Genomic DNA, 25,967 nt, shown 5'->3' on the forward strand with positions numbered 1-25,967 from the left:
ATCGTCCGCGAAGGCGGACGATCCAGTACGCCGAGACGTCGCGGTTCGCATCTTCTGCCGCGGAATACTGGATGCTCCGCTTTCGCGGAGCATGGCGAGGGTGGAGACGGCCAGACTTCCACCGCCCATCAATTGCCGGCTCTCAGGAAACGGTGTCTAGGCGAGCGGCTCATGAGCCAGCTCCCCCAGCCGTTCGACGCTGCGCTCGATGCGTGCGTCCCAGTCGTGGCTGCAGCTCAGCCGCAGGCAGTTGCGATAATCTGATGTCGCCGTGAACAGGCTGCCGGGCACGAAGCAGATGCGTTCGCGGATGGCATGGTCATAAAGTGCGTCGGAATTGAAATCCGCGGGCAGCTCCAGCCAGAGCACGAAGCCGCCTCTGGGGTCGGTCATCCGCGTCTCCTTGGGGAAGCTGCGGTCGACAGTGCGGCGCATGCGGTCCATGTTGGCGGCGAACACCTTGCGGATGCGCCGCAGATGGGCGTCGTAGCCGCCGGAGCCGAGGAAATCCGCCATCGCCTTCTGCGGCAAGGCCGCGCCGCTCAGCGACAGCGCGAACTTCGCGGCAAGGATCTGATCGTGGCGGCGGTTGGAGGCGAGCCAGCCGATGCGATAGCCCGGCGCGATGGTCTTCGAGAACGAGCTGCACAGGATGATGTCGGCCTTCGGGGCGATCGCGGCGAATGGGCGCGGCCGGTCGTCGCCGAAGCTGATGTCGCCGTAGATGTCGTCCTCGATCAGCGGCACGCCGTGGCGCGTGAGCACGCGGATGATGGCGGCCTTGCTGGCATCGTCGGTGCGCGTGCCCAGCGGATTGTTGAAGCTCGAGGCGAGCAGGCAGGCGGCGACGCGGCGCGCGCCGAGCGCCTTGTCGAGCGCGGCGACGTCGACGCCACGGGTCGGATCGGTCGGCAGCTCCAGCGCGCGCAGGCCGCGGGCTTCGAGCACCTGGAGCAGGCCGAAATAGGTCGGGGATTCGATCGCGACCGCGTCGCCCGGCCGGGTGGTGACGCTCAAGGCGATGTTCAGCGCCTCGGTGCAGCCGTTGGTGATGAGGACGCCATCGGGCGGCACGGCGTGGCCGAGGCGCAGTGCGCGCGCGGAGATCTGCGCGCGCAGCTCGGCATCGCCATGCGGATCGGCGTAGATGTTGTAGTGGCGGCCATGGACGCGGGCGCAGCGGGCGAGATGACGGTCGAGCCGCTCGGCGGCGAGCAGGCCGGCGCTCGGGAGGGCGCAGCCCAGCGGGGCATAGGTCGGGTCGCCGGCAAAGGCGAGCACGCTGAAGACGGGACTGGAGACGGCCACCACCGGGTTGGCGCGCTGCGGCGGCTGCGACGCGGTCGGCAGCGCGCGTTGCCGGTGGCTCCGCTGCGTGACGTAGAAGCCGGATTTCGGCCGGGCTTCGAGCACGCCGCGATCTTCCAGCAGGCGATAGGCCTGCACCGCCGTGGTCAGACTGACGCCGTGCTGGGCGGCGAAGGCGCGCACCGAGGGCGCGCGCATGCCCGGACGCAGGACGTTGTCGTCGACCAGCGCCGTGAGGTGGCCGGCGAGGGCTTCGTAGAGCGGCGAAGACGGGGTGCGCTGGTCCATACAGATCATCCAATCGCCAATCTGTACTGGTGGCAATCGGGCGTCTCTGTATCTGTCATCCCCAGTCCCCCGGGCGGTAGCTTGAGCGCATCACTCGGAGCTCAGCCATGCCGCACGTGCCCAGCCGTTTCCCGTACAACGACATCATCAGCTTGACCTCGCAGCCGGTCCGCTACGATCTCGCCGAGAGCATCGGCCCGGATCTTGGGCTTGACGAGCTGCTCGCGGACGGGCTCGGCGACGCGCTGACGGATGTTGTGCTGAGCTATGGTCCGACCGAAGGCCACCTCGAGCTGCGCGAGCTGATCGCCGCGCGACATGGTGTCGGCGCTGACGACGTCATCACCACCGTCGGCGCCATGCAGGCGCTGTTCCTGACGGCCTTCGTTCTCAGCGCGCCCGGCGCGGAGGTCGTGATCGGACGTCCTGCGTTTCCCAACGCGCGCAACGTGCTTGCGTCGGTGGGCCTGCGCGTTCTCGACCTGCCGCTGCATTTCGATGACGGCTATCGTCTCGATGTCGGCCGCCTGCGCTCGTTGCTGACGGCGCGGACGCGGCTGGTCAGCCTGGCCTCGCCGCAGAATCCGTCCGGCGTGGCGCTGTCCGATGCCGAGCTGCGCGAGGTGCTCGCGGCGATGGACGAGATCTGCCCCGATGCGTTCCTGCTGGTCGACGAGACCTATCGCGAGGCCGTGCATGGCGAGGCGGAGCCGCGTCCGAGCGTCGTCGCGCTGGATCGGCGCATCATCAGCTGCGCGTCGTTCTCGAAATGCCATGGCGCGCCGGGCATCCGCACCGGATGGGTGATCACGCGGGACGAGGCGCTGCGCGCACAGCTCGTGCTCGGCAAGTTCAACACCACGATATCGAACTCGGTCGTCGATGAGGCGATCGCGCGATCGATCCTGCGGAATCTCGACGGGATCATGGGCGAGCGGCGCCGTCATCTTGCCGAGGGTCTGGCGCGCACCGCCGGCTTCGTTGCCGCCCATGCCCGCCTGCTCGAATGGATCAGGCCGGATGCGGGCGCGCTGTGCTGCATCAGGCTCAGGCGCGAGATGTTCGAGGACGCGGCGGTGGCGCGCTTTCATCGCGAGCTGGCCGAGCGCGAGACTCGCGTCGGTCCGGGATCGTGGTTCGGCGACGAGGCGCGGGTATTCCGTCTCGGCTTTGGCGTGCTCGCGTTGCCCGAACTCGACGAGGCGCTGCGGCGCGTCTCACAGGCGCTGAAATAGGCGTCCATTATGGCGGTCGATCAGCCGTCATTGCGAGCGAAGCGAAGCAATCCAGGGCTGCGAGTGCGACTCTGGATTGCTTCGTCGCTTCGCTCCTCGCAATGACGGTGCCCCAAGATGACCTTTCGCCAAGCGGCGGGCCTCTTCTCAGTTGGATCGGTCACTCCCCAGTTTCGGTTATCGAAACCGCCCCCCTGACCTCGCGCATTTGCGTTACGATGGCTGCACGCATTGTCTCACGAGGTGTCCATGCACGATCTCACCCGCTGCGTTCAGCATCCTGCCGTGTCGCATGACGGCTTCACGTCGCTGGCCGTTCCCACCTATCGCGCCTCGACCATCGTCTATGACGATCCGCAGGACTTTGCCGGGCGCGCCGCGCGCGGCCTCGACGGCTACACCTATGGCCTGCACGGCACGCCGACGACACGGACGCTGGAAGCGCAGATCACCGCGCTGCATGGCGGCGAGCGCACGGTGCTGGTGCCGTCCGGACAGGCCGCGGTCGCGATCACGATGCTCGCCGTGCTCAAGCCCGGCGACACCGTGCTGATCCCCGATCACGTCTATCCGCCGGTGCGGCATCTGTGCGCCAATTATCTCGCCTCGCGCGGCATCGCGCATCGCGTCTATGATCCGCTGATCGGCGCCGGGATCGCCGATCTCATCGACGCCAGCACCAAGCTGGTCTGGCTGGAGTCGCCGGGCTCGGGCACGATGGAGGTGCAGGACGTGCCGGCGATCGCGCGGGCCGCGCGGGCGAGGGGCGTGCTCACCGGTTGCGACAACACCTGGGCGAGCCCGCTGCTGTTCAAGCCGCTGGCGCATGGCGTCGATTTCGCAGTGGAGGCGCTGACCAAATATGTCGGCGGTCATTCCGACCTGCTGCTCGGCTCGATCACGGTTGGGGATCTCGGCCTGCGCAAAGCGCTGAAGGAGGTGCTCGGCGTGCTCGGCATCGGCGTCTCGCCGGACGAGGCGGCGCTGGCGCTGCGCGGCATCGAGACGATGGGCGTGCGCATGGCGCATTCCGGCCGGGTCGCGCGCGAGTTCGCCGAGCGCCTGCAGGCCGCGCCGGCGGTCGCGCGCGTGCTGCATCCGGCGCTGCCGTCCTGTCCCGGCCACGAGATCTTCGCGCGCGACTTCAAGGCCGCGAGCACGGTGTTCAGCCTGGTGATCAAGCCGGAGTTCACGGCGCGAATTAATCCGGCGCTCGGCCATGTCCGCCTGTTCGCGATCGGCGCCTCCTGGGGCGGCACCCACAGCCTGATCGCGCCGATGGATGTGGTCGCCGACCGCACGGTGCGGCCGTGGAATGCCGCGGAAGGATTGGTGCGGCTCAGCATCGGACTCGAGGAGCCGGGCGAACTGTGGGACGACCTGTCGCGCTTTCTGGATGCGCTGGTGGCGGGCTGATCAGCCAGCGCTCAACCTGATCCCCGCGCGCAAGAATTTCTGCGGGTCGACGGCTTCGCCGTCGATGCGGGTCTCGTAGTGCAGATGCGGGCCGGTCGAGCGGCCTGTCGAGCCGACCTCGCCGATGATGTCGCCGATCTTCACCTGCTGACCGATCTTGACGTTGATCTCGGAGAGATGGCCGTAGCGGGTGGAGAGGCCGTTGCCGTGATCGACCTCGACCATGCGGCCATAGCCGCCGGCCCAGCCGGCATTGACCACCTTGCCGTTCGCTGTCACGCGAACCGGATCGCCGGTGGCAGCACGGAAGTCGAGCCCGGTATGCATCGCGGGACGGCCGAGGAACGGATCCGAGCGCACGCCGAAGCCGGAGGTGAACTCGACCTCGCCGATGACCGGCTTGCGATAGGGTACCAGCGACAGCGCGCGGTTCATCTTCTCGACCTGGGCGCGGGTGATGCTGATGCGGTAGAGCTGACGCTCGAACGGACCAGATTCGGCGCCGAGCTTGACCGGCACGAACGGGCCGCCCATGCCGCCCTTCGGCGCGGCCGCCTCGATCTGACCCATGTCGAGGCCGAGGTCGGTGATGACGCCGCGCATCCGCCGCAGCTTCGATTCCAGCGTCTCCTCGGCCGAGGACAGCATCGCGATCTGCCGCGCCTCGACCTGGTCGAGCGAGCGCGTCAGCCGCGTCAGCACGCTGTCGACGCCGGCGAGCTTGGTCGATGGGTTCGGCTGCGCATTCGCCATCACGGGGCTGCGCGATTCGAGCCGGGCCTCGCGATCCGGCGGCGCGGTGAAGATCACGGTGTCGCTGATCGGCGACGGTTTTGGCGCGGACGACGCCGACTCGGTTGCCGCGGGTCCGCGTGCCGGCAGACGGATCGAGCCGGTCACGTCGGGCATGCTACCCAGCGCGGTGGCGCGACCCTCGAGCGCGGTCTGGCGCTTCAGAATCTGGTCGAGCTTCTGGTCGAACTGTTCCTGGTCGAGCAGCTGGCGGCTGGTGGCGCGGTCGACCTTGGCGCGCAGCTCGGCGATGCGGTCCTCATAGGCGTATTGCATCTCGGCCTGGCGCGCGATCAGCCGCGTCAGCACGTCGTCGCGGAAGGCGAAATAGGTCGCGGTCGCCGCCGACCAGAGGCCGAGCAGGCTGACGGTGCCGACCACGATCCAGAACACCACGGGGCCGATGCGCACCTGCTTGCCGGCATGCACCAGCGTGTAGTCGCTCTGCGATGCGGCCGCGACCTGCGCCGGATGGCTGACGGGTGCACGCCGATGGTGGTGGGCGTGCCCGCGATCATGAGGATGGTGCTGGGGATATTCGGCGTGATGGCCGGAACGATACGACATCGGCACTCCCGCGCCGGCCGGAGATCGTCATTCCAGCGGCGTCATTTACGGGAGCGATTTGACCTCTGCATGGTTAATTTTCCGCCAACGCCGTCAGGCGCATTCTCAGAGCGCGCGCGTCGCCGCCAGCACCGCATCGGCGTGGCCGTCGACCTTGACGTTGCGCCACACTTTGGCGACGCGGCCGTCGGCGCCGATCAGGATGGTGCTTCGGATGATGCCGAGGAACTTGCGGCCATAGAGCGACTTCTCGCCCCAGGCGCCGTAGGCCCCCAGCATCTCGTGCGTCTCGTCCGAGATCAGGGGCACGGCGAGATCGTGCTTGTCGCGGAAATTGTCCTGTGCCTTGACCGAATCGGCGGAGACGCCGAGCACGGCGGCGCCGGCGGCGGCGAAGTCCTTCGACAGGCGGGTGAAGTCGATCGCCTCCTTGGTGCAGCCGGGCGTATTGGCCTTGGGATAGAAGAACAGCACGAGCTTCCGGCCGGCATAGTCGGCCAGCGAGACGGTTCCGCCGCCATCGCGCGGCAGCTTGAAGGCGGGCGCCTTGGCGCCCTCGGCGAGGCCCGTTCCGGCCGCAGCCGGCGTCGCGGGCTTGGCCTTCGCCGCCCCGGTTTTGGTGGGCGCGGCTTTGGTCGTCGCGGTCTTGGCGGAGGTCGTCTTGGCGGCTTTCGTCAATGTCGGTTTGGCCGTCTTCTTGGTGGCCTTCTTGGCCGCGGTGGCAAGCCGGTTCCCGTCAATCGCCCCGTAGGACGCCGGGTTGGAGGATTTCTTTTGTGATTCCTTTGACATACGCCTTCCTTTCGTCGCTTTCGGCGGCTCAAAAATGAAAGTATCTCGGTTCTTGTCCGGTGTCCCGGGATCGATCTGGCATCCGTGCTTCGCGGCGCGCAGGGGATCACGCCTCTTGCGATGAAGGGAAGATCATGGCTACCAGCAGGCGTGAGCACCAGCGCAGTCGAGCACAGTGCAATGACGACTCTCGTACCGTCCGGATCAGACGCTCCACCAAAAATTTCGTCCGGCGGTGGAGCGGCGCCGGTCCGCTGGCGCGAGCAGGTGGGCAAACCTGACGGCGGTGGGGTATGGTGACGGGGATTTCGCGCGTCGTCCGCGCCGCCGGCGTACCGCCGGCAGGCGTGTTGACAGCTCCCGCCGAAGCGTGACGGGATCATTGGGGGATCGGGCCCTGCCGGCAGTGAGCACGCGCGCTGCGTGAACGGGCGGGGCTACACCGGCGACCAACCTGGCCGAGGCCAGATTGGCACGAAATATTTCGGACACGAGGGGCCGGCACCGAGAGGCAATGGCAAGACAGACATCACCCCACCGGCCCCATCTGCAAACGGACACCCAGGGCCAACAGTGGGATGAGGCCGACTGGGATGTGGCCGACCAGTACGAGGCCGCCGCTGAGCCCGACGAGAGGGCCGGGCAGCGCGGCCGCCGCCTGTTGTCGCGGTCCGATTCGGGCGAGAGCACCGGTCGATTCGGCGGATCGCGCCCGCGCGTGCCGGGCGGCCGCATGGTCAAGCGGGTCGTCGTCACCTTGGCATCGCTGATGCTGCTCGTGGGGCTCGGCTTCGCCGGCCTGTGGCTGCGGCTGGGTGCGGGCCCGATCAGCCTCGATCTGGCGACGCCGTGGCTCGCGGCGGCGATCGAGGACAATATCGGCCACGGCAACACCGTCGAGGTCGGCGGCACCCAGATCGAGCGCGCCGGCCGGATCCGGATCGCGGTCCGGATCCGCGATATCATCGTGCGCGATCAGGATCACGCCATCGTCGCCAGCGCGCCCAAGGCCGAGGTGCGGCTGTCCGGCGCTGCGCTGCTGATGGGCCAGCTGCGCGCCGAGAGCCTCAAGCTGGTCGACGCCGAGCTCGCGATCCGCATCACGCCGGACGGCACCGTCACCGTATCGACGGGTGAGACCAACAAGCCGCTGGCGACGGGCGTCGCCTCCAAGCGCGACGCCGGCCTGCCGCCGACATTCCCGCGGCCGGGACAGGCCGCGCCACCGCCCAATGCGCCGGGACCGCAGGCCGGCTCGCAGCCGTCAGCACCGACCACGTCGACTTTGCCTGCGACTGCCGCGCCGGCCGCGCCCCAGAACGGCCTGCTGGCCGGCCTCGACTGGCTCGACAGCCTCAGCCTGACCGGGCTCGATGGCCAGAACCTGAACGAGATCGGGTTGAAGAACGGCGTGCTGATCGTCGACGACCAGCAGCGCGGCAACAAATGGACGTTCGAGAACATCAGCCTCAGCCTGCGCCGGCCGTCCGGCGGCGGGGTGGCGCTGAGCCTCGGCGAAGAGGGCGCCAAGCCCTGGTCGCTGCGCATCCTGGTCGGGCCCCAGGCCAACGGCGTGCGCACGGTGGACATCAAGGCCGACAAGGTGTCCACCAGCAACATCCTGCTGGCGATGCGCCTCAAGGATCTCACCTACATGGCGGACCTGCCCATGAGCGGCGAGATCAAGGGCGAGCTCGCGCGCGACGGGCTGCCGACCTATCTGCGCGGCAAGATCAACATCGGCGCGGGCAAGATCATCGACACCGATACGCCCGACTATCCGATGGCGATCGACTCCGCCGAGATCAGCATGGAATGGGACGCCGGGCGCCGCGTGCTGGTCGCGCCGTTGAAGGTGATCTCGGGCGCCAACCGCGTCACGCTCAACGCCAATCTCGAGCCGCCGAACGACACCGCAAACGACTGGCGGCTGGGTCTCAACGGCGGCACCATTCTGCTCGGCGCCATCGAAAACGAGCCGCCGCTGATCTTCAACCGCATCTCGATCAACTTCCGCTTCGACACCGAGGGCAAGCGCGTGCTGCTGACGCAGGCCGAGGTGTCCAACGGCGAGATCGGCGTCGCCGGCACCGGCAGCGTCGAGTATGCCGGCGAGCCGCGGCTGAAGCTCGGCTTCGCGGCGACGCCGATGCCCGCGCTGGCGATGAAGCGGATCTGGCCGGCGCTGATCGTGCCGGAGGTGCGGGCCTGGATCATCGAGCGCATCGAACGGGGCTCGGTGCAGCGGATCGATGTCGCGGTCAACTCGCCGACGCGCAACCTGCCGCGCAAGGGGCCGCCGATTCCCGACGATGGTCTCGACGTCAACATCGTCGCCACCAATGTCACCGTGCATCCGGTCGACGGCCTGCCGTCGGTGCGCGATGCCGACGTGAAGGCGCATGTCACCGGCCGCACCGCGACGGTGACGATCGGGCAGGGCGTCGCGGATACGCCGGCCGGACGCAAGCTCAACTTCTCCGACGTCGTGTTCGAAGTGCCGGACATGGCGCCGAAGCCGTCGCCGTCGCGGGTACGCATGCGCGTCGAAGGTCAGGTCGCCGCTGCCGCCGAGATCCTCGCCTCCGACCGGCTCAACGATCTGTCGTCGATGCCGATCGATCCCAACCAGACCAAGGGAACGTTCCAGGCCAGCGTCAATCTCGCGATGCCGGTCAAGGGCGAACTGACCAAGGCCGACACCAGTTACGCGGTCACGGCCGATCTCAACGGCTTTGCCGCCGACAAGCTGGTGATGAACCAGAAGCTCGAGGCCAACACGCTCAAGATCGTGGCCAACACCGCCGGCTATCAGGTGAAGGGCGACGTCAAGATCAACGGCCAGCCGGCCACGCTCGACTATCGCAAGCCGACCGAGGGCGACGCCGACATCAAGATGCAGGCGATCCTCGACGATGCCAGCCGGGCCCGGCTCGGCATGGATCTGGGCACCGCGATCACCGGCAACGTGCCGCTCAAGCTCAATGGCAAGATCGCGGGCTCCAGCGATCGCGACAGCCGCATCGGCGTCGAGGCCGATCTGACCCAGCTCAAGCTCGACAACCTGCTGCCGGGCTGGGTGAAGAATCCGGGCAAATCGGGGAAGGCCACCTTCAACGTTGTCGCCAAGCAGCAATCGACACGCTTCGAGGACATCAACATCGAAGGCGGCGGCGTCTCCATCAAGGGCTCGCTGGAAGTCGACCAGAACGGCGACCTGATGAACGCCAACTTTCCGATCTATTCGCCGTCGGAAGGCGACAAGACGCAGCTCAAGGCCGAGCGCGGCCAGGACGGCGTGTTGAAGCTGTCGATGCGTGGCGACGTGTTCGACGGCCGCGGCTTCCTGAAGTCGGCGATCTCGGGCACCAACAAGGACGCCGACAAGAACAAGGCGCGCTCGAACCTCGACTTCGACGCCGAGGTCAAGCTCGGCGCCGTCGCCGGCTTCAACGGCGAGGCGCTGCGCAGCGTCGACGTCAAGCTCTCCAGGCGCGGCGGTGCCTTCAAGAGCTTCAATCTCAGCGGAAAGGTCGGCCGCGACACGCCGGTGACGGCCGACCTGCGCATCGGCCGCGAGGCGCCCAGCGCCGATCCGCGGGCACGCCGCCAGGGCCGCGAGGTGATCTATCTGGTGACCAATGATGCCGGCGCGCTGCTGCGGTTCGCCGACACCTATTCCAAGATGGCAGGCGGCGAGCTGGAGCTTGCGATGGAGCCGCCGACGGCCGACACCAGCCCCAAGGAGGGCCTGGCGATCGTTCGCAACTTCACCGTCAGGGGTGAGCAGGCGCTGGATCGCGCTGCCTCAGGCGCCGCACAGGGCGCCTCGCAAGGCATCGCCTTCACCATGCTGCGCGCGGAGTTCACGCGGCAGAACGGGCTGCTCTCGATCCGCGACGGCGTGGTCAAGGGACCGACGCTCGGCCTGACCATCGAAGGCAGCATCGACTACAACGTCAACCAGGTCCGGGCTTCGGGCACGATCGTGCCGTTGTACGGGCTGAACAACATGTTCAACCAGATCCCGATCGTCGGCCTGTTCCTCGGCGGCAGCAATGAGGGGCTGTTCGGCGTGACCTACGAGGTTGTGGGCACGCCGAGCCAGCCTGTGGTGCGCATCAATCCGATCTCGGCCATGCTGCCGGGCGTGACGCGCAAGATCATGGACTTCAACACCGGCAAGCAGCAATACCCGCCGGCGGAGCTGCCGCCGAACAATTGACGCCGCTGGTCGCGTCAGCGTTTGGCAACGCCGTTGTGGCGGATCGAAGCGGTCAGGCGGCTCTGACGCCCGCAAGGAAGGTGTCGACCTCGCGGGAGAGCTGCTCGGCCTGCTTGGAGAGGTTGCCGGCGGCGATCAGCACGTGGCCGGCGGCGCTTCCGGTCTCATTGGCCGCCGTCGAGACGCCGCCGATGTTGGCGGTGACCTCGCGGGTGGCCTGCGCCGTCTGGGTGACGTTGCGCGCGATCTCCGCCGTGGCGGTTCCCTGCTCCTCGATCGCCGATCCGATCGTCGCGGCGATCGCCGACACCTCCTCGATGGTCAGGGTGATGCCGTCGAGCGCGCCGACCGCTTCCCTGGTCGCGTTCTGGATCTGGGCGATGCGGTCGCCGATCTCCTGCGTGGCCTGCGCGGTCTGGCTGGCCAGGCTCTTCACCTCCGCCGCGACGACGGCAAAGCCGCGGCCGGCTTCGCCGGCGCGCGCGGCCTCGATCGTGGCGTTGAGCGCCAGCAGGTTGGTCTGGCCCGCGATGCTGGAGATCAGCTCGGCAACGTGCTCGATCTGCTTGGCGCCGTCGGCCAGTGCGCGAACGATCCCGTCGGTGTGGCGCGCGCTTTCGACGGCGCGTCCGGTGACCTCGGCGGATTGGGCGACCTGACGGCTGATCTCGGTGATTGACGAGGTCAGCTCCTCCGCAGCGGTGGCGACCGTCTGCACGCGCGAGCTCGCCTCCGTCGCCGCGGAGCTGACGGCGGTGGCGCGCGCATTGGTGCTCTCTGCCGTGCCGGTCATCGATTTTGCCGTCGCCTCGAGTTCTCCGGCGCCGGACGCCATCAGGGCGACGAGCTGGCCGACGGAGGCATCGAAGCGGTCGGCCATCGCAATCAGCGCGTCGCGCTTGTCCGCTTCGCTGCGCTGCTTGGATGCGGCCTGCTCCTGCTCCAGCATGCGCGCGGTGATCGCCGTCTTGCGCAGCACCTCCAGGGTCTCGGCCATGCGGCCGATCTCGTCGCCACGCTCGGTCTCGGCCACCGGCTGCTCGAGCCGCCCGCCGGCGATATCCTGCATGCGATCCTTCAGCCGATGCAGCCCGCCGACCACGTTGTGCGAGATCAGGAAGGACAGGAGGCCGAGCAGCACGAGCAGCGCCGCGCCGATCCCCGCGAGCCGCATCAGCAGTGCATAGACATCCGCCTCGATGTCGTCGACATAGAGCCCGTAGCTCATGACGATGTTCCACGGCGCGAAGCTGCGGACGAAGACGACCTTCCTGAGCGGCTCGGTCTGGCCGGGCCGGGGATAGAGATAGGACGTCGTGCTGCCTTCGGGTTTCTGCTGCGCAGCCTTGATCTGCGCATCGGCGATCATGACGCCGTTGGCGTCCTTGGTGCCGAGGATCTTGCCTTCCAGCTTCTCGTTGGCGGCGTTCAGAAGAAGCGCCGAATCGGACGCGTTGTAGGCGATCGGATATCCCTGGCCGTTGTTGAACGTCATCCGTCGCGCAAGGTAACGAAACTTGTTCTTGGCCTCCTCCACCGACATCTTTCCTGCCGCGACCTCCGTCTGCAGCGTCTCCGCGAGGCCGTAGACGAGGTCGACCGCCGTATGCATCTGGGTGATGCGGTCCTCCAGCATGCGCGCGCGGCTGAGCCAACCGGAGACGGCCACGATCGCGATCACCGTCGCGATCGCAAGGATCACCATGCTTGCAAGCTTGGTGCGGAACTTCATGCGGCTGAGCAGTGTCACGGCGTCCTCTTCGTTGTTGTTGCCGGAACAACTATCATCAAGCTGCTTACTAATCATGAATGCGAATCTGTCGAGCCGAGTCCACTATGTGGACTGACGCGGCAATCAGGCGCGTCCCAGCACATCGTGCGCGGATGGCCCGACCGCAACTACGTGCGGAGGGCAGGAACCACGAGGAACGGGATCATCCCGATGACGACGCTCACGAGCGCGAGCAGAATGACGGCATCGTAGCCGTGGGTGAGATCGTGGATGACGCCGCCGCTCCACGATCCCAGCGCGGATCCGAGCCCGCTGCCGATCGTGATGGTGCCGTAGATGGTGCCGAGCCGCTTGCCGCGGAAGATCTTCATCGCGGTGGCCGACAGGAGTGGCCCGCGCGAGCCGATCATGCTGCCGAAGCAGACGACGAAGCCGGTGAGCAGGAAGATGTTCGGCGAGAATTGCAACGCCCACAGCATCAGGATTCCTGCGATCGATACGGCGTAGGAGAACAGCACCGACGGCCGTCGGCCGATCAACCCGTCGAGGGCCGAGACGCCGAGCATGCCGAACAGCAGCACCACGCCCGAGAAGCCCCAGGCGGTGGCGGCCTGCAGCGGCGCGAAGCCGGCGTCGATCAGATAGGCGACGACCTGCGGTGCGATGGCATACATGCCAACGGCGGTGAAGAAGAAGGTCGAGAACAACGCCCAGAAGGCGTGATGGCGCAGCGCCCGCGACAAGGTCCAGGCATCGTCGGCGAGCTCGTCGGCGACGGGCCTGGTGATGTGGGGCGCGCCGGCGGCAAACAGCCGCCAGGGCAGCAGCGCCAGCGGCACCAGCAGAATGAAGGCGGCGGCACCGAACGCCTGATATGTGCTGCGCCACCCGATCGCGTCGATCAGCAGTTGCGAGCCCGGCAGCAGGATCAGCACGCCGGCGCCGGTGGCGGAATAGATCACCGCCATCGCGGTCGGCAGCTTCTTGCCGAACCAGCGGCCCAGCAGGATCGAGTTGGGGACGTTGCCGATCAGCGCGATGCCGATGCCGACGCACAGGCCGATGCTGATCTGGAATTGCCACAGCGCCTGCGCGTGCGCGGCGGCCGTGAAGGCTGAACCAAGCAGCAGGAGGCCGAGCGCATAGACGGCGCGCGGTCCGGAGTGGTCGAACAGCCGCCCGATCAGCGGAGCGGCGAGGCCGCCGGCGAGCGCCGTCAGCGAATAGATCGAGACGACCTCGGAACGATCCCAGCCGAAGCTGTCGGAGATCGGCTTGAGAAAGACGGTGAAGCTTTCTCCCAGCCCGCGGCCGATCACCGACAGCGCAAAGCAGAGACCCAGCACCACGAACGCCATGCGCACTCGTGGTGGAGCTGTCGGGGTTTCCTCGGCTTGCGCAGGCTCTCGCGGCGCGCTGATCGTCATGCCGTCAGGGAGCGCCTTTCGGCCTTCCCTGACAAGCAGGCAAAAACGAATGCGGCTATGCAGGCTTGACCAGCACGTGGCGCTTCTTGCCCAGCGACAGCTTGATCACGCCCTCGCTGGTCAGCGCCGCCGGCGTCAGCGCCATCTTCTCGTCGGTGACCGCAACGTCGTTGACGCGCAGGCCACCGCCCTTGATCTGCCGCCGCGCCTCGCCGTTGGAGCCGACGAGGCCGGCCTTGACGAAGGCGTTGAGCACGCCAAGGCCAGCGTCGAGCTCGGCCTGCGGCACCTCGACCGTCGGCAGGTTCTCGGCGATGGCGCCTTCCTCGAAGGTGCGGCGGGCGGTCTCGGCAGCGGTGCGCGCCGCCTCTTCGCCATGCAGCAAGGTGGTGGCCGCATCGGCCAATGCCTTCTTGGCCTCGTTGATCTCGGCGCCCTGCAGTGCAGCGAGCTTCTCGATTTCGGACAGCGGCAGCGTGGTGAACAGCTTGAGGAACTTGACGACGTCGGCGTCCTCTGTGTTGCGCCAGTACTGCCAGAAATCATACGGGCTGCACTGGTCGGCGTTGAGCCAGATCGCGCCCTGCGCGGTCTTGCCCATCTTGGCGCCGGAGGCGGTGGTCAAGAGCGGCGTGGTCAGCGCGAACAGCTGCTCGGTGCCCATGCGGCGGCCGAGCTCGACGCCGTTGACGATGTTGCCCCACTGGTCGGAGCCGCCCATCTGCAGCCGGCAGCCGGTGCGCCGCGCCAGCTCGACGAAGTCGTAGGCCTGGCAGACCATGTAGTTGAACTCGATGAAGCTCATCTCCTGCTCGCGCTCGAGCCGCAGCTTGACCGAGTCCATGGTCAGCATGCGGTTGACCGAGAAGTGCCGGCCGATGTCGCGCAGCATCTCGATCCATTTCAGCTGCGTCAGCCATTCGGCATTGTCGAGCATGATGGCGTCGGTGGCGCCATCGCCGTAGCGCAGCACCTTGGCAAACACGCCGCGGATCGACGCCTTGTTGGCCTCGATCTCCTCGACCGTGCGCATCGCGCGGGTCTCGTCCTTGCCGGAGGGATCGCCGACCATCGTCGTGCCGCCGCCCATCAGGGTGATCGGCTTGTTCCCGGTCTGCTGCAGCCAGTACAGCATCATCATGGTCAGGAAGTTGCCGATGTGCAGCGAGCGTGCGGTGCAGTCGTAGCCGACATAGGCGGTCGCCTGGCCCTTGGCGGCGAGGGCATCCAGCCCCTCGAAATCCGAACACTGATGAATGAACCCGCGGCTCTGCAGCACGTTCAGGAAATCAGACTTGAAGCCAGTCATTGTCGGCGACTCTGAGCATTTGTTTACGGTATTGACCGCTTGTCGCGGGGACGTGCGGGGGGCACATGCCACGGATACGGGCGTTGTGGCATTATAAGATGCGCCGGGCTTGTACAAGCATGTGCACGGCCTGGGCGGGACCTCAAATCGGCCGTACTTGGCAAGCAGGGCAGGGTTTTTAGGTTCGACTGCAATGATTCTGACCGCACTTGGCCTCATGAGTGGCACCTCGCTCGACGGGGTGGACGTGGCCCTGATCGAGACCGATGGGCGGCAGATCAAGAGCCTCGGTCCCTCGGGCTACCGGGCCTATAGCGCTGCGGAGCGCAGCCTGCTGCGCGAGGCGCTCGCCGATGCGGTGCAGATCGAGCGGCGCGATGCGCGCCCCGGACGGGTGCGCGACGCCGAGCGCGTCGTGACGGTGGCGCATGCCGAGGCGGTCGCCGCGTTCCTGGCGCAGCACCGGCTGAAGCCCGAGGACATCGATATCATCGGCTTTCATGGCCAGACCGTGCTGCACCGCCCCGAACGCCGCCTGACCGTGCAGATCGGCGACGCGGCCGCGCTCGCCAAGTCCGTCCATATCCCGGTGATGCACGATTTCCGCGCTGCCGACGTCGATTTCGGCGGGCAGGGCGCGCCGTTCGTGCCGGTCTATCACCGCGCCCTGGCGCAATCGCTGTCGCGCGCGGGGCCGATCGCCGTGGTCAATATCGGCGGCGTCTCCAACATCACCTATATCGACGGCGACGACGTGCTGATCGCCTGCGACACCGGTCCCGGGAATGCGCTGCTCGACGACTTCATGCACCGGACCACGGGACAGGCATTCGATCAGGATGGCCGCGTGGCGGAGCAGGGCAACCCGGACGAGGCCTGGATCACCAGCGCGCTGGAAATGCCCTTTTTCGCGCTGCCGCCGCCGAAATCTCTCGACCGCAACGATTTTGCCGCGCTGAAGCTGGGCGATGTGAAGCCGGCGGACGGGGCCGCGACCCTGACGGCGTTCACGGCCGCAGCGATTGCCCGCATCATCCCGCTGCTGCCGAAGCCGCCGGCGAGCTGGATCGTCTGCGGCGGCGGCGCCCGCAACCATACCATGATGCGGATGCTGCGCGAGCGTGTCGCGCCGGCGAGCGTCGAATCGGCCGATGCGCTGGGCTGGTCGGCGGACGCCATCGAGGCCCAGGCGTTTGGCTTCCTGGCGGTACGCGGCATGAAGGGCCTGCCGCTGAGCTATCCCACTACCACAGGCGTGCCGTTTCCGATGACCGGCGGGGTCATTGCGCGCCCTTGATTCATGCAATTGCATGAACCTTGACAGTTCGATGCGTATGCATCTAGTTTGATGCATCTGCATCAAACTGCCGAGGATGTCATGGCGCCTGTCCTGAAGCTGATCAGCCACAAGCTCTGCCCCTATGTGCAACGCGCCGTCATTGCGCTGAACGAAAAGGGCGTCGCATTCGAGCGGATCGACATCGATCTCGCCAACAAGCCCGACTGGTTCCTGAAGATCTCGCCGCTCGGCAAGGTGCCGGTGCTGGTGGTACCCTTGGGCCAGGGCGAGGTGGCGCTGTTCGAGAGCAACGTGATCTGCGAGTACATCGAGGAGACGCAGCCGGCTGTGAGGCTGCATCCCGAGGACGCGCTGGTCCGCGCGCAGCATCGGGCCTGGATGGAGTTCGGCTCAGCGATCCTCGGCGATCTCTGGGGCCTGGAGACGACGCAGGATGCCGCATTGTTCGCCGCCAAGCGCGAGGCGCTGACGGCGAAGTTTGCTCGCGTCGAGGATGCGCTGGGCGAGGGGCCGTATTTTACCGGCGCGCGTTTCAGCCTGGTCGACGCCGTGTTCGCGCCGATCTTCCGCTACTTCGATGTGTTCGATGCGTACGGTGATCTCGGCATCTTTGCGTCCACGCCGAAAGTTCGGGCGTGGCGCGATCAACTCGCGCAGCGGCCGAGCGTGAGGACGGCGGTCAGCGTCGACTATCCGCAGCTGCTGCGCGCGTTCCTCGCGCGGCACGATGCGTATTTGTTGAAGCAGGCGGCGTAGAGAGGCACGACGTTGTCATGGAAGGTGCCGGCTCCACTCGCAGCGTCATCGTCCGCGCAGGCGGACGATCAAGTATTCCGAGACGCCGGTGACGAACTGAGAAGCCGCGGCGCACTGGATCACCCGCCTGCGGACGATGACGGCGGAGGATGTGGCGGCAGTTCGTAGTTCGTAGGGTGGGCAAAGCCGCAGGCGTGCCCACCATTGTCTCCGAGCCGCCAAATGAAGATGGTGGGCGCGGCGCGTTGCGACCATCCGCGTTGACGGAGTGTCGGACGCGCCTTTGCCCACCCTACAGATCGAGGGCTTTGCAACGACGCGCCGACCTCACCTCACATTGGCGAGGCGCATGTCGAGATAGGCGGTGATGGTTTCCATCAGCGGCTCGAGCTTGCCGTCGAAGAAGTGGTTGGCGCCGGGGATGACCTGCTGGTCGATCACGATGCCCTTCTGCGTCTTCAGCTTCTCGACCAGCGTGTTGACGTCCTTGGGCGGCACCACCGCGTCGCGCTCGCCATGCACGATCAGCCCGGAGGACGGGCAGGGCGCCAGGAACGAGAAGTCGTAGAGATTGGCGGGCGGGGCGATCGAGATGAAGCCCTCGACCTCCGGGCGGCGCATCAAAAGCTGCATGCCGATCCAGGCGCCGAACGAGAACCCGGCGACCCAGCAGGCGCGAGCCTCGGGGTTGATGGTCTGCGCCCAATCGAGCGCGGAGGCCGCATCGGACAGCTCGCCGGTGCCGTGATCGAACGAACCCTGGCTGCGGCCGACGCCGCGGAAATTGAAGCGCAGCACCGAGAAGCCGCGATGCGCGAAGGCATAGTAGCACTGGTACACGATCTGATGGTTCATCGTGCCGTGGAACTGCGGATGCGGATGCAGGATCATCGCGATCGGCGCGTTCTTCTGCTTCGCCGGATGGTAACGGCCTTCGAGGCGGCCGGCCGGACCGTTGAAGATGACTTCAGGCATCAGAGAATCCTTGGCAGAGCGTCGACCGACTTCGTCCGAGCTTCATCTGGCGCCTCGCCGACGAATTCCGCAGGACAAGTGGTGATCGAGCGCCATCCGTTCGCTTGGACGGAGCAGCGCTGGCGTGACTGGAAGTTGGCCTTCTAGCATGGAGCGCGGGGCAAAAAGCAAGGATTTTCAACGCCCGGCAAGGCGGCTGCGGCAGGGATGCAGACCGGGCCGCCGATACAGCGGCGGGGCGAAGCGGCCGCGGAACGTCATCCGAATGCGCCTGCAATTCTATGAAAATACTGGCGTTTTCGTCTGCAGCCCGGCCGTTCAGCGCAGCGACGCCGTCTGCTCCAGCTGCGCAACGGCGCTGCGATAGCGACGGCTGCCCTGCACGGATTGTCCGTTGTCGAAGGTCAGGCCGAAATCGCCCGTTGGCAGGACCGAAAGCGCGGCGACCCGGGCCATGTTGACCAGCCGGCCGCGGTGGATGCGGACGAGCGCGAAGCGGGCGAGCTCGACCTCGGCGGCCGACAAGGTGCCGCGGATGAGATGCCGCCTGCCGTCGGCCATGGCATATTCGACGTAGTTGCCGGCCGCGGCCACCCACAGGATGTCGGCCGGCGAGATGCGGATGCGGCTCGGGCCGTCGCGCAGCCAGAGCGTCGCAGGGGCAGGAGGCTCGGATCGCCGTGTCGGCTCTCGGACAGCGCTCGCGCGATAGCCGTCGTGCAGCCAGAGCGTGCCACCGATGAGCAGCGCCGTCATGACGTCCTTGCGGAACTCGTACACGATGGTGGCAAGGGAGAGCTGGAAGTCGTACGCGCCGCCCGCGGTCCACATCAGCAGCTTGCGCAGCGTCACCATGCCGATCATGTGAAGCGCAGAGAAGGCGACGATGGCGGCGACGGCGAGCGCGATATGACGTGCCATGGCGGCCGGGCCCAGCCGGATGGAACGAACGGTGGCGACCGGCAGCGGCGCCAGCAGGATGATGACGACAATGCTCGTCATTTCCCACAGCAACTGCTTTTCCAGATCATAGGCCGCGCCCCGCCTGACGGCATCGTGAGCGGTGGAAAGGGCGTTGACGACGCCGATGCCGAGCGAGAGCCCGGCCATGATCGCGTAGAAGGTACGATCATTCGGACGCAGCATCGAGCCGACAAGCTTGTTCATGGCACCGGACCCGCTATCTCAATCTCGCGCCCGACGATATCACGCTGGCCGTCGCGCATCATCATGGCGCGGGCGAGCGATGGTCGTTCGTGTCCCGAGTTGATAAGAACGAGCCATGGCCGACAGGATCTATCTCGACTGGAATGCGACGACCCCGCTGCGACCGCAAGCGCGCGCGGCGATTCTCGCCGCGATGGATCTGGTCGGCAATCCCTCGTCGGTTCACGCCGAAGGCCGCAAGGCGCGGCGGCTGACGGAGGAGGCCCGCGAGGTGATCGCCCGGGGGCTCGGCACCGTCGCGCGCCGCGTGGTGTTCACCTCCGGCGGAACCGAGGCCAATGTGCTCGCCTTGAGCCCAGGCCTGCGCGCGCCGGCCGGCCCGGTCGAGCGGCTGCTGGTGTCTGCGGTCGAGCATGCCTCGGTGCTGGCCGGCGGCCGGTTCGCGCCATCAGCGGTGCAGACGATCCCGGTCGACTCCTCCGGCGTGGTCGATCTCGGCGGCCTGGAAGCCCTGCTGGCCGGCGGGCCGCCGGCGCTGGTGTCCGTCATGGCCGCCAACAACGAGACTGGGGTGCTTCAACCGGTTTCGAAAGTCGCCGAGATGGTGCACCAGGCGGGCGGCGTGCTGCACGTCGATTCGATCCAGGCATTCGGGAAAATACCCCTCGATATCAAGCAGATGGGCGCGGACCTTGTGACCATCTCTGCGCACAAGATCGGCGGACCCAAGGGCGTCGGCGCGCTGGTCCTGGGCGCCGGCGTGGAGGAGCCGATTCCAGTTCTCCGCGGTGGCGGCCAGGAGCGCGGTCGCCGGGCTGGAACCGAAAACGTGGCCGGAATTGCCGGATTTGGCGCCGCGGCCGGCGTTGCCCTGGCTTCGCGCGAGGTGGACCTGACCCGGATCACGGCGCTGCGCGACCGGCTGGAAGCGGGCCTTCGTCAGATCGCTGGCGTGACGGTATTTTCGTCCGAAGCGGCGCGGCTTCCGAACACGACGCTGTTCACCGCACCGAGGCTCAAGGCCGAGACGGCCGTGATCGGCTTCGATCTCGAAGGGATCGCGGTGTCTTCCGGCTCGGCGTGCTCGTCCGGCAAGGTCCAGCCGTCCCATGTGCTGGAAGCGATGGGCGCCAGTTCCGCAGCGGCCCAGGGAGCGGTGCGCCTCAGTCTCGGCTGGTCCACCACGGAGGCGGAGGTCGATCGTTGCGTCCAGGCTTGGCGAAAGCTGTCATTGACCCTACTTAAAGGAGGCGACGAAACCGTGCTTGAGCGATTCTAAGGGCGTGATTTCGTCGAGGAAACGTCGTAAGACGGTTCCAGAAGATGTCCACCGCGGTCCTTGAAACCGCGAGCGGAGGATGGAATGCCAGCCGTACAAGAGACGGTCGACCGCGTCAGGCGGATCGACGTCGACCAATATCGCTATGGGTTCGAGACTGTCATCGAATCCGAGAAGGCTCCGAAGGGGCTTTCCGAAGACACCGTCCGCTTCATCTCGGGCAAGAAGAACGAGCCCGCCTGGATGCTCGAATGGCGCCTCGAGGCCTATCGCCGCTGGCTGACCATGACCGAGCCGACCTGGGCGCGCGTCGACTATCCCAAGATCGATTTCCAGGATCTCTACTACTACTCGGCGCCGAAGCCGAAGAAGCAGCTCTCCTCGATCGACGAGATCGATCCTGAGATCCTGAAGACCTATGAGAAGCTCGGCATTCCCCTGCGCGAGGTTGCGATCCTCGAAGGCGTCGAGCCGGTGCCCGGCGCTGGCAGCCCCGAGACGCGCAAGATCGCGGTCGATGCCGTGTTCGATTCGGTGTCGGTCGCGACCACGTTCAAGGAGGAGCTGAGGAAGGCCGGCGTGATCTTCATGCCGATCTCGGAAGCCATCCGCGAGCATCCCGAGCTGGTGCAGAAATATCTCGGCAGCGTGGTGCCGACCTCGGACAATTTCTATGCGACGCTGAATTCGGCGGTGTTCTCCGACGGTTCGTTCGTCTACGTGCCGCCGGGCGTGCGCTGCCCGATGGAGCTGTCGACCTACTTCCGCATCAACGAGCGCAACACCGGCCAGTTCGAGCGCACGCTGATCATCGCCGACAAGGGCGCCTACGTTTCCTATCTCGAGGGCTGCACCGCGCCGCAGCGCGACGAGAACCAGCTGCACGCGGCCGTGGTCGAGCTGGTCGCGCACGATGACGCCGAGATCAAGTACTCGACGGTGCAGAACTGGTATCCGGGCAATTCGGAAGGCAAGGGCGGCATCTATAATTTTGTCACCAAGCGTGGCGACTGCCGCGGCGACAATTCCAAGATCTCCTGGACCCAGGTCGAGACGGGATCGGCGATCACCTGGAAATATCCGAGCTGCATCCTGCGCGGCGACAATTCCCGTGGTGAATTCTATTCGATCGCGATCTCGAATGGCTATCAGCAGGTCGATAGCGGCACCAAGATGATCCATCTCGGCAAGAACACGACCAGCCGGATCATCTCCAAGGGCATCGCCGCAGGCCGCTCGCAGAACACCTATCGCGGCCTGGTGACGGCGCATCGCAAGGCGTCCAACGCGCGCAACTTCACCGCCTGCGATTCGCTGCTGATCGGCGACAAGTGCGGCGCGCACACCGTGCCCTATATCGAGGCCAAGAATTCCTCGGCCACTTTCGAGCACGAGGCGACGACGTCCAAGATCTCCGAGGACGTGCTGTTCTACTGCGTCCAGCGCGGCCTTTCGCAGGAGGAGGCGGTCGGCCTCGTCGTCAACGGCTTCGTCAAGGACGTGCTGCAGCAGCTGCCGATGGAGTTCGCGGTCGAGGCGCAGAAGCTGATCTCGATCAGCCTCGAAGGATCGGTCGGCTAAGACCACATGGGAGCGGGTCCGCGGCGCGGCCCGCTCTTGCTGACATCAACATCATCCGCCCTCGGACCCGATCGATCGGTTGCTCCAGGGCAAGCGTTGAGCGGAAACAGATTATGGCACTACTCGAAATCAACAATCTGCAGGTCCGCGTCGAGGAGCGCGAGATTCTCCACGGCCTGACGCTTTCGATCGACGCCGGCAAGGTGCACGCCATCATGGGGCCGAACGGCTCCGGCAAGTCGACGCTCTCCCATGTCATCGCCGGCAAGCCGGGCTATGAGGTCACCGGCGGCGAGATCCTGTTCAAGGGCGAGGATCTCCTGGCGATGGCGCCGGACGAGCGCGCCGCCAAGGGCGTGTTCCTGGCGTTCCAGTATCCGGTTGAGATTCCAGGCGTCGCGACCATGACGTTCCTGCGCACCGCGCTCAACGCGCAGCGCAAGGCGCGCGGCGAGGAGGAGTATTCGACGCCGGATTTCCTCAGGAAGGTGCGCGAGATCTCGAAATCGCTCAGCATTCCGCAGGACATGCTCAAGCGCGGCGTCAATGTCGGCTTTTCCGGCGGCGAGAAGAAGCGCAACGAGGTGCTGCAGATGGCGCTGTTCCAGCCGTCGCTGTGCATCCTCGACGAGATGGATTCCGGCCTCGACATCGATGCGCTGCGCATCGCCGCCGACGGCGTCAACGCGCTGCGCTCGCCGGAACGCTCGATGATCGTGATCACCCACTATCAGCGGCTGCTGAACTACATCGTGCCCGACGTCGTTCACGTGATGTCGAAGGGCCGCGTCGTGAAGAGCGGCGGCAAGGAGCTCGCGCTGGAGCTCGAGGCATCCGGTTACGCCCAGTTCGAAGACGCGGCCTGATCGCTGCGTGAATGGATCTGTGATGAACGTAGCTTTGGTCAAGAACGACAGCGGCACCGTGGCGAGCAGCGTCTTTGCTGCCGTCCAGGGCCGGCTGCCCGGCGTCGGCAAGGTCGCGGATATCCGGCGCGAAGCCTTCGCGGCTTTCGAGCGTACCGGCCTGCCGCACCGTCGTATCGAGGAATGGAAGTACACCGATCTTCGTGTGCTGATGCGCGAGGTGCTGCCGCTGGCAGGCGCGCCGGACGCGGCGGCGCTGGCGCGGGCCAAAGCCGTGCTGGCTTCTGTTGCCGTCGACGGTGCTCGGAAGCTGGTGCTGGTCGACGGCGTGTTCGTGGCGGAGCTCTCGGATATTTCGGCCTCCGAGGATGGTGTCAAGGTTCACACGCTGCGCGAGGCGCTGCAAAGCGCCGGCAGCGAGCGGCTGCTGGAAACGACCGTCAACGATGCCATGGTCATCTTGAACGGGGCGCTTGCGACCGATGGTGTCCTGATCTCCGTGGCGGATGGTGCAAAGCTCTCGAACCCGCTGCAGATCATTCACATCGCGACAGCATCGCAAGCATCGCGTGCCAGCCGCTCGCATCTTTCGGTAGGGAACGGCGCGCAGGCGACTTTGATCGAAAGCGCGATCGCAGCCGATGGTGCCTCAGGCTATCAGGCCAATGACGCCGTGGTCGTCTCCCTCGGTGATGACGCTGCGCTGTCCACCATTCGCCTGATGCGCGATGCCAGGGACGCCGTTAACATCACTTCAGCCAAGTACGAGGTCGGTGCGCGGTCGAAACTCAATCTCTTCAACATGACAACAGGCGGCGCCGTCAGTCGTCTGCAGGGCTTCATTACTCTCAAGGGCGAAGGCAGCGAGCTGATCATCAACGGTGTCAACCTGCTGCGCGACAAGCAGCATGGCGACCTGACGCTGGTGGTCGATCACGCGGTGCCCGGCTGCACCAGCCGCGAGAACTTCCGGGCCGTGCTCGACGATCGTGCCCACTCGGTATTCCAGGGCCGGATCATCGTGCGCCCCGACGCGCAGCAGACCGACGGCAAGATGATGACGCGGGCGCTGCTGCTGTCCGACGAGGCCGAGGCCGACAGCAAGCCGGAGCTCGAGATCTTCGCCGACGACGTCTCCTGCGGCCACGGCGCCACTGCCGGCGCGCTCGACGAAAGCCTGCTGTTCTATCTGCGCGCCCGCGGCCTGCCCGAGAAGCAGGCGCAGGCGCTGCTGATCCAGGCCTTCGTCGGTGAGGCGATCGAGGCGATCGAGGATGATGGCCTGCGCGAGCGCGTCATCGCCGCCGCCCAGGACTGGATGGAGGCGCGCGCATGAGCACGCATCCCGCTGTCTCAAACGGCTCCTACGACGTCGCCCGCATCCGCGAAGATTTTCCGGCGCTGGCGCTGCAGGTCTACGGCAAGCCGCTCGTCTATCTCGACAATGCGGCGTCGGCGCAGAAGCCGCGCGCCGTGCTCGACCGCATGACGCAGGCCTACACCAGCGAATACGCCAACGTGCATCGCGGCCTGCATTATCTCGCCAATGCCGCGACCGAAGCTTATGAGGGCGGCCGCGAGCGTGTCACGCGCTTCCTCAACGCGCGGCGCAGTGAAGAGATCATCTTCACCCGCAACGCGACCGAGGCGATCAACCTCGTCGCATCCTCCTGGGGCGGACCGAACATCGGTGAAGGCGACGAGATCGTGCTCTCGATCATGGAGCACCATTCCAACATCGTGCCGTGGCACTTCTTGCGCGAGCGCCAGGGCGCCGTGATCAAGTGGGCTCCGGTCGACGATGACGGCAACTTCCTGATCGACGAGTTCGAGAAGCTGCTGACGGACAGGACCAAGCTGGTCGCGATCACGCAGATGTCGAACATGCTGGGCACGTTGGTTCCGGTGAAGGAGGTCGTGCGATCAGCGCATGCGCGCGGCATCCCTGTGCTGGTCGACGGCAGCCAGGCCGCCGTGCACCTCGCAATCGATGTCCAGGACATCGATTGCGACTTCTATGTCTTCACCGGCCACAAGCTGTACGGGCCGACCGGCATCGGCGTGCTCTACGCCAAGTACGACCACCTCGTTGCCATGCGCCCCTACAATGGCGGCGGTGAGATGATCCGCGAGGTCGCGCGCGACTGGGTCACTTATGGCGATCCGCCGCACAAATTCGAGGCCGGCACCCCGATGATCGTCGAGGCGGTCGGGCTGGGCGCCGCGATCGATTACGTCAATTCGGTCGGCAAGGAGCGCATCGCCGCGCACGAGCACGACCTGCTCACCTATGCCCAGGATCGGCTGCGCGAGATCAATTCGCTGCGGCTGATCGGCACCGCCAAGGGCAAGGGCCCGGTCATCTCGTTCGAGATGAAGGGCGCGCACGCGCACGACATCGCGACCGTGATCGATCGCCAGGGCGTCGCGGTGCGCGCGGGCACGCACTGCGTGATGCCGCTTTTGGAGAGATTCAACGTCACGGCGACCTGCAGGGCCTCGTTTGGCATGTACAATACGAGGGAAGAGGTCGATCAGCTTGCACAGGCATTGATCAAGGCGCGGGAATTGTTTGCATGACCGACACGGCCGACGTCAAAACTCAGACTGTCGAAACCCATTCGGCGCTGCCGCCGGAGGAGACCGAGCGGCTCTCCACCGAGATCATCGCGGCGCTGAAGACGGTGTTCGATCCGGAGATCCCGGCCGACATCTACGAACTCGGCCTGATCTACAAGGTCGACATCAAGGACGATCGCAGCGTCGACGTCCTGATGACGCTGACGACGCCGAACTGCCCGGCGGCCGGCGAGTTGCCGACCATGGTGGAAAACGCGATCGCCAGCGTTCCGGGGGTCGGCGTGGTCAATGTGAGCATCGTCTGGGAGCCGCAATGGACGCCGGACCGGATGAGCGACGAGGCCCGGCTCGTCCTGAACATGTGGTGAGACG

At 66.3% G+C, this 25,967-nt stretch carries 19 protein-coding genes; 11 read left to right on the forward strand and 8 right to left on the reverse strand.

The features are described from left to right. Positions 1-156 precede the first annotated feature (156 nt). Positions 157-1,596, reverse strand: coding sequence for a PLP-dependent aminotransferase family protein (locus tag QX126_RS09480; RefSeq protein ID WP_315780598.1), 1,440 nt, complete (start codon positions 1,594-1,596; stop codon positions 157-159). 107 nt (positions 1,597-1,703) lie between these two features. Between QX126_RS09480 and QX126_RS09485 the strand changes: the two genes are divergently transcribed. Together QX126_RS09485 and QX126_RS09490 are read left to right on the forward strand one after the other, a co-directional pair. Next, on the forward strand, positions 1,704-2,831 hold the full coding sequence (locus tag QX126_RS09485; protein ID WP_315780599.1) for a pyridoxal phosphate-dependent aminotransferase: 1,128 nt from the start codon (positions 1,704-1,706) through the stop codon (positions 2,829-2,831). A 249-nt stretch (positions 2,832-3,080) separates the two neighbouring features. Next, complete coding sequence (locus tag QX126_RS09490) at positions 3,081-4,247, forward strand: trans-sulfuration enzyme family protein (protein ID WP_315737794.1); 1,167 nt, start codon at positions 3,081-3,083, stop codon at positions 4,245-4,247. Here QX126_RS09490 and QX126_RS09495 read toward each other — a convergent pair whose 3' ends face one another. Next, entirely contained in the window at positions 4,248-5,606 is a 1,359-nt protein-coding gene (locus tag QX126_RS09495; protein ID WP_315780601.1) for a peptidoglycan DD-metalloendopeptidase family protein, read from the reverse strand. 105 nt (positions 5,607-5,711) lie between these two features. Then, positions 5,712-6,398, reverse strand: coding sequence for a peroxiredoxin (locus tag QX126_RS09500; RefSeq protein WP_315737796.1), 687 nt, complete (start codon positions 6,396-6,398; stop codon positions 5,712-5,714). Positions 6,399-6,912: 514 nt separating this feature from the next. Here QX126_RS09500 and QX126_RS09505 point away from each other — a divergent pair. Beyond that, on the forward strand, positions 6,913-10,623 hold the full coding sequence (locus QX126_RS09505) for a DUF3971 domain-containing protein (RefSeq protein ID WP_315780603.1): 3,711 nt from the start codon (positions 6,913-6,915) through the stop codon (positions 10,621-10,623). A 52-nt stretch (positions 10,624-10,675) separates the two neighbouring features. Here QX126_RS09505 and QX126_RS09510 read toward each other — a convergent pair whose 3' ends face one another. The 3 genes from QX126_RS09510 to tyrS form a co-directional block, all read right to left on the reverse strand. Continuing rightward, positions 10,676-12,373, reverse strand: a complete 1,698-nt coding sequence (locus tag QX126_RS09510; RefSeq protein WP_315774651.1) for a methyl-accepting chemotaxis protein — start codon at positions 12,371-12,373, stop codon at positions 10,676-10,678. A gap of 149 nt (positions 12,374-12,522) precedes the next feature. Continuing rightward, complete coding sequence (locus QX126_RS09515) at positions 12,523-13,782, reverse strand: MFS transporter (protein WP_315780605.1); 1,260 nt, start codon at positions 13,780-13,782, stop codon at positions 12,523-12,525. 55 nt (positions 13,783-13,837) lie between these two features. Continuing rightward, positions 13,838-15,091, reverse strand: coding sequence for a tyrosine--tRNA ligase (gene tyrS, locus QX126_RS09520; RefSeq protein ID WP_315737800.1), 1,254 nt, complete (start codon positions 15,089-15,091; stop codon positions 13,838-13,840). A 193-nt stretch (positions 15,092-15,284) separates the two neighbouring features. Here tyrS and QX126_RS09525 point away from each other — a divergent pair, with 193 nt between their 5' ends. Next, positions 15,285-16,388: an anhydro-N-acetylmuramic acid kinase gene (locus QX126_RS09525; RefSeq protein ID WP_315737801.1), complete on the forward strand. Its 1,104-nt coding sequence runs from the start codon at positions 15,285-15,287 to the stop codon at positions 16,386-16,388. 81 nt (positions 16,389-16,469) lie between these two features. Next, the gene (locus QX126_RS09530) at positions 16,470-17,147 is read left to right on the forward strand and encodes a glutathione S-transferase family protein (RefSeq protein WP_315780606.1); all 678 of its coding nucleotides are present in this window, start codon (positions 16,470-16,472) and stop codon (positions 17,145-17,147) included. Positions 17,148-17,474: 327 nt separating this feature from the next. Here QX126_RS09530 and QX126_RS09535 read toward each other — a convergent pair whose 3' ends face one another. Both QX126_RS09535 and QX126_RS09540 read right to left on the reverse strand, forming a co-directional pair. Next, entirely contained in the window at positions 17,475-18,122 is a 648-nt protein-coding gene (locus QX126_RS09535) for an alpha/beta hydrolase (RefSeq protein WP_008971476.1), read from the reverse strand. A gap of 318 nt (positions 18,123-18,440) precedes the next feature. Then, the gene (locus QX126_RS09540; protein ID WP_315780608.1) at positions 18,441-19,289 is read right to left on the reverse strand and encodes a LytTR family DNA-binding domain-containing protein; all 849 of its coding nucleotides are present in this window, start codon (positions 19,287-19,289) and stop codon (positions 18,441-18,443) included. Between the two features lie 115 nt (positions 19,290-19,404). Between QX126_RS09540 and QX126_RS09545 the strand changes: the two genes are divergently transcribed. From QX126_RS09545 to QX126_RS09570, 6 genes are all read left to right on the forward strand, one after another. Next, positions 19,405-20,568, forward strand: coding sequence for a cysteine desulfurase family protein (locus QX126_RS09545; RefSeq protein WP_315780609.1), 1,164 nt, complete (start codon positions 19,405-19,407; stop codon positions 20,566-20,568). A gap of 84 nt (positions 20,569-20,652) precedes the next feature. Continuing rightward, the gene (sufB, locus tag QX126_RS09550; RefSeq protein WP_315737805.1) at positions 20,653-22,149 is read left to right on the forward strand and encodes a Fe-S cluster assembly protein SufB; all 1,497 of its coding nucleotides are present in this window, start codon (positions 20,653-20,655) and stop codon (positions 22,147-22,149) included. 113 nt (positions 22,150-22,262) lie between these two features. Then, positions 22,263-23,015: a Fe-S cluster assembly ATPase SufC gene (gene sufC / locus QX126_RS09555; RefSeq protein ID WP_315712154.1), complete on the forward strand. Its 753-nt coding sequence runs from the start codon at positions 22,263-22,265 to the stop codon at positions 23,013-23,015. 22 nt (positions 23,016-23,037) lie between these two features. Next, positions 23,038-24,351: a Fe-S cluster assembly protein SufD gene (gene sufD, locus QX126_RS09560; RefSeq protein ID WP_315780611.1), complete on the forward strand. Its 1,314-nt coding sequence runs from the start codon at positions 23,038-23,040 to the stop codon at positions 24,349-24,351. Beyond that, positions 24,348-25,595, forward strand: a complete 1,248-nt coding sequence (locus QX126_RS09565) for a cysteine desulfurase (protein ID WP_315755584.1) — start codon at positions 24,348-24,350, stop codon at positions 25,593-25,595. The genes sufD and QX126_RS09565 overlap by 4 nt, the downstream gene beginning before the upstream one ends. Beyond that, positions 25,592-25,963, forward strand: coding sequence for an SUF system Fe-S cluster assembly protein (locus QX126_RS09570; RefSeq protein ID WP_315737808.1), 372 nt, complete (start codon positions 25,592-25,594; stop codon positions 25,961-25,963). The genes QX126_RS09565 and QX126_RS09570 overlap by 4 nt, the downstream gene beginning before the upstream one ends. Positions 25,964-25,967: the final 4 nt, after the last annotated feature.

The organism is Bradyrhizobium sp. SZCCHNPS1003 (genome assembly GCF_032381555.1).
Classification (GTDB): Bacteria; Pseudomonadota; Alphaproteobacteria; order Rhizobiales; family Xanthobacteraceae; genus Bradyrhizobium.

What these genes read in the sequence shown, in the direction of transcription:
- QX126_RS09480 (WP_315780598.1), bottom strand. Translation starts at nt 1,596, where the DNA reads ATGGACCAGCGCACCCCGTCTTCGCCGCTCTACGAAGCCCTCGCCGGC.
- QX126_RS09485 (WP_315780599.1), top strand. Translation starts at nt 1,704, where the DNA reads ATGCCGCACGTGCCCAGCCGTTTCCCGTACAACGACATCATCAGCTTG.
- QX126_RS09490 (WP_315737794.1), top strand. Translation starts at nt 3,081, where the DNA reads ATGCACGATCTCACCCGCTGCGTTCAGCATCCTGCCGTGTCGCATGAC.
- QX126_RS09495 (WP_315780601.1), bottom strand. Translation starts at nt 5,606, where the DNA reads ATGTCGTATCGTTCCGGCCATCACGCCGAATATCCCCAGCACCATCCT.
- QX126_RS09500 (WP_315737796.1), bottom strand. Translation starts at nt 6,398, where the DNA reads ATGTCAAAGGAATCACAAAAGAAATCCTCCAACCCGGCGTCCTACGGG.
- QX126_RS09505 (WP_315780603.1), top strand. Translation starts at nt 6,913, where the DNA reads ATGGCAAGACAGACATCACCCCACCGGCCCCATCTGCAAACGGACACC.
- QX126_RS09515 (WP_315780605.1), bottom strand. Translation starts at nt 13,782, where the DNA reads ATGACGATCAGCGCGCCGCGAGAGCCTGCGCAAGCCGAGGAAACCCCG.
- tyrS (WP_315737800.1), bottom strand. Translation starts at nt 15,091, where the DNA reads ATGACTGGCTTCAAGTCTGATTTCCTGAACGTGCTGCAGAGCCGCGGG.
- QX126_RS09525 (WP_315737801.1), top strand. Translation starts at nt 15,285, where the DNA reads ATGATTCTGACCGCACTTGGCCTCATGAGTGGCACCTCGCTCGACGGG.
- QX126_RS09530 (WP_315780606.1), top strand. Translation starts at nt 16,470, where the DNA reads ATGGCGCCTGTCCTGAAGCTGATCAGCCACAAGCTCTGCCCCTATGTG.
- QX126_RS09535 (WP_008971476.1), bottom strand. Translation starts at nt 18,122, where the DNA reads ATGCCTGAAGTCATCTTCAACGGTCCGGCCGGCCGCCTCGAAGGCCGT.
- QX126_RS09540 (WP_315780608.1), bottom strand. Translation starts at nt 19,289, where the DNA reads ATGAACAAGCTTGTCGGCTCGATGCTGCGTCCGAATGATCGTACCTTC.
- QX126_RS09545 (WP_315780609.1), top strand. Translation starts at nt 19,405, where the DNA reads ATGGCCGACAGGATCTATCTCGACTGGAATGCGACGACCCCGCTGCGA.
- sufB (WP_315737805.1), top strand. Translation starts at nt 20,653, where the DNA reads ATGCCAGCCGTACAAGAGACGGTCGACCGCGTCAGGCGGATCGACGTC.
- sufC (WP_315712154.1), top strand. Translation starts at nt 22,263, where the DNA reads ATGGCACTACTCGAAATCAACAATCTGCAGGTCCGCGTCGAGGAGCGC.
- sufD (WP_315780611.1), top strand. Translation starts at nt 23,038, where the DNA reads ATGAACGTAGCTTTGGTCAAGAACGACAGCGGCACCGTGGCGAGCAGC.
- QX126_RS09565 (WP_315755584.1), top strand. Translation starts at nt 24,348, where the DNA reads ATGAGCACGCATCCCGCTGTCTCAAACGGCTCCTACGACGTCGCCCGC.
- QX126_RS09570 (WP_315737808.1), top strand. Translation starts at nt 25,592, where the DNA reads ATGACCGACACGGCCGACGTCAAAACTCAGACTGTCGAAACCCATTCG.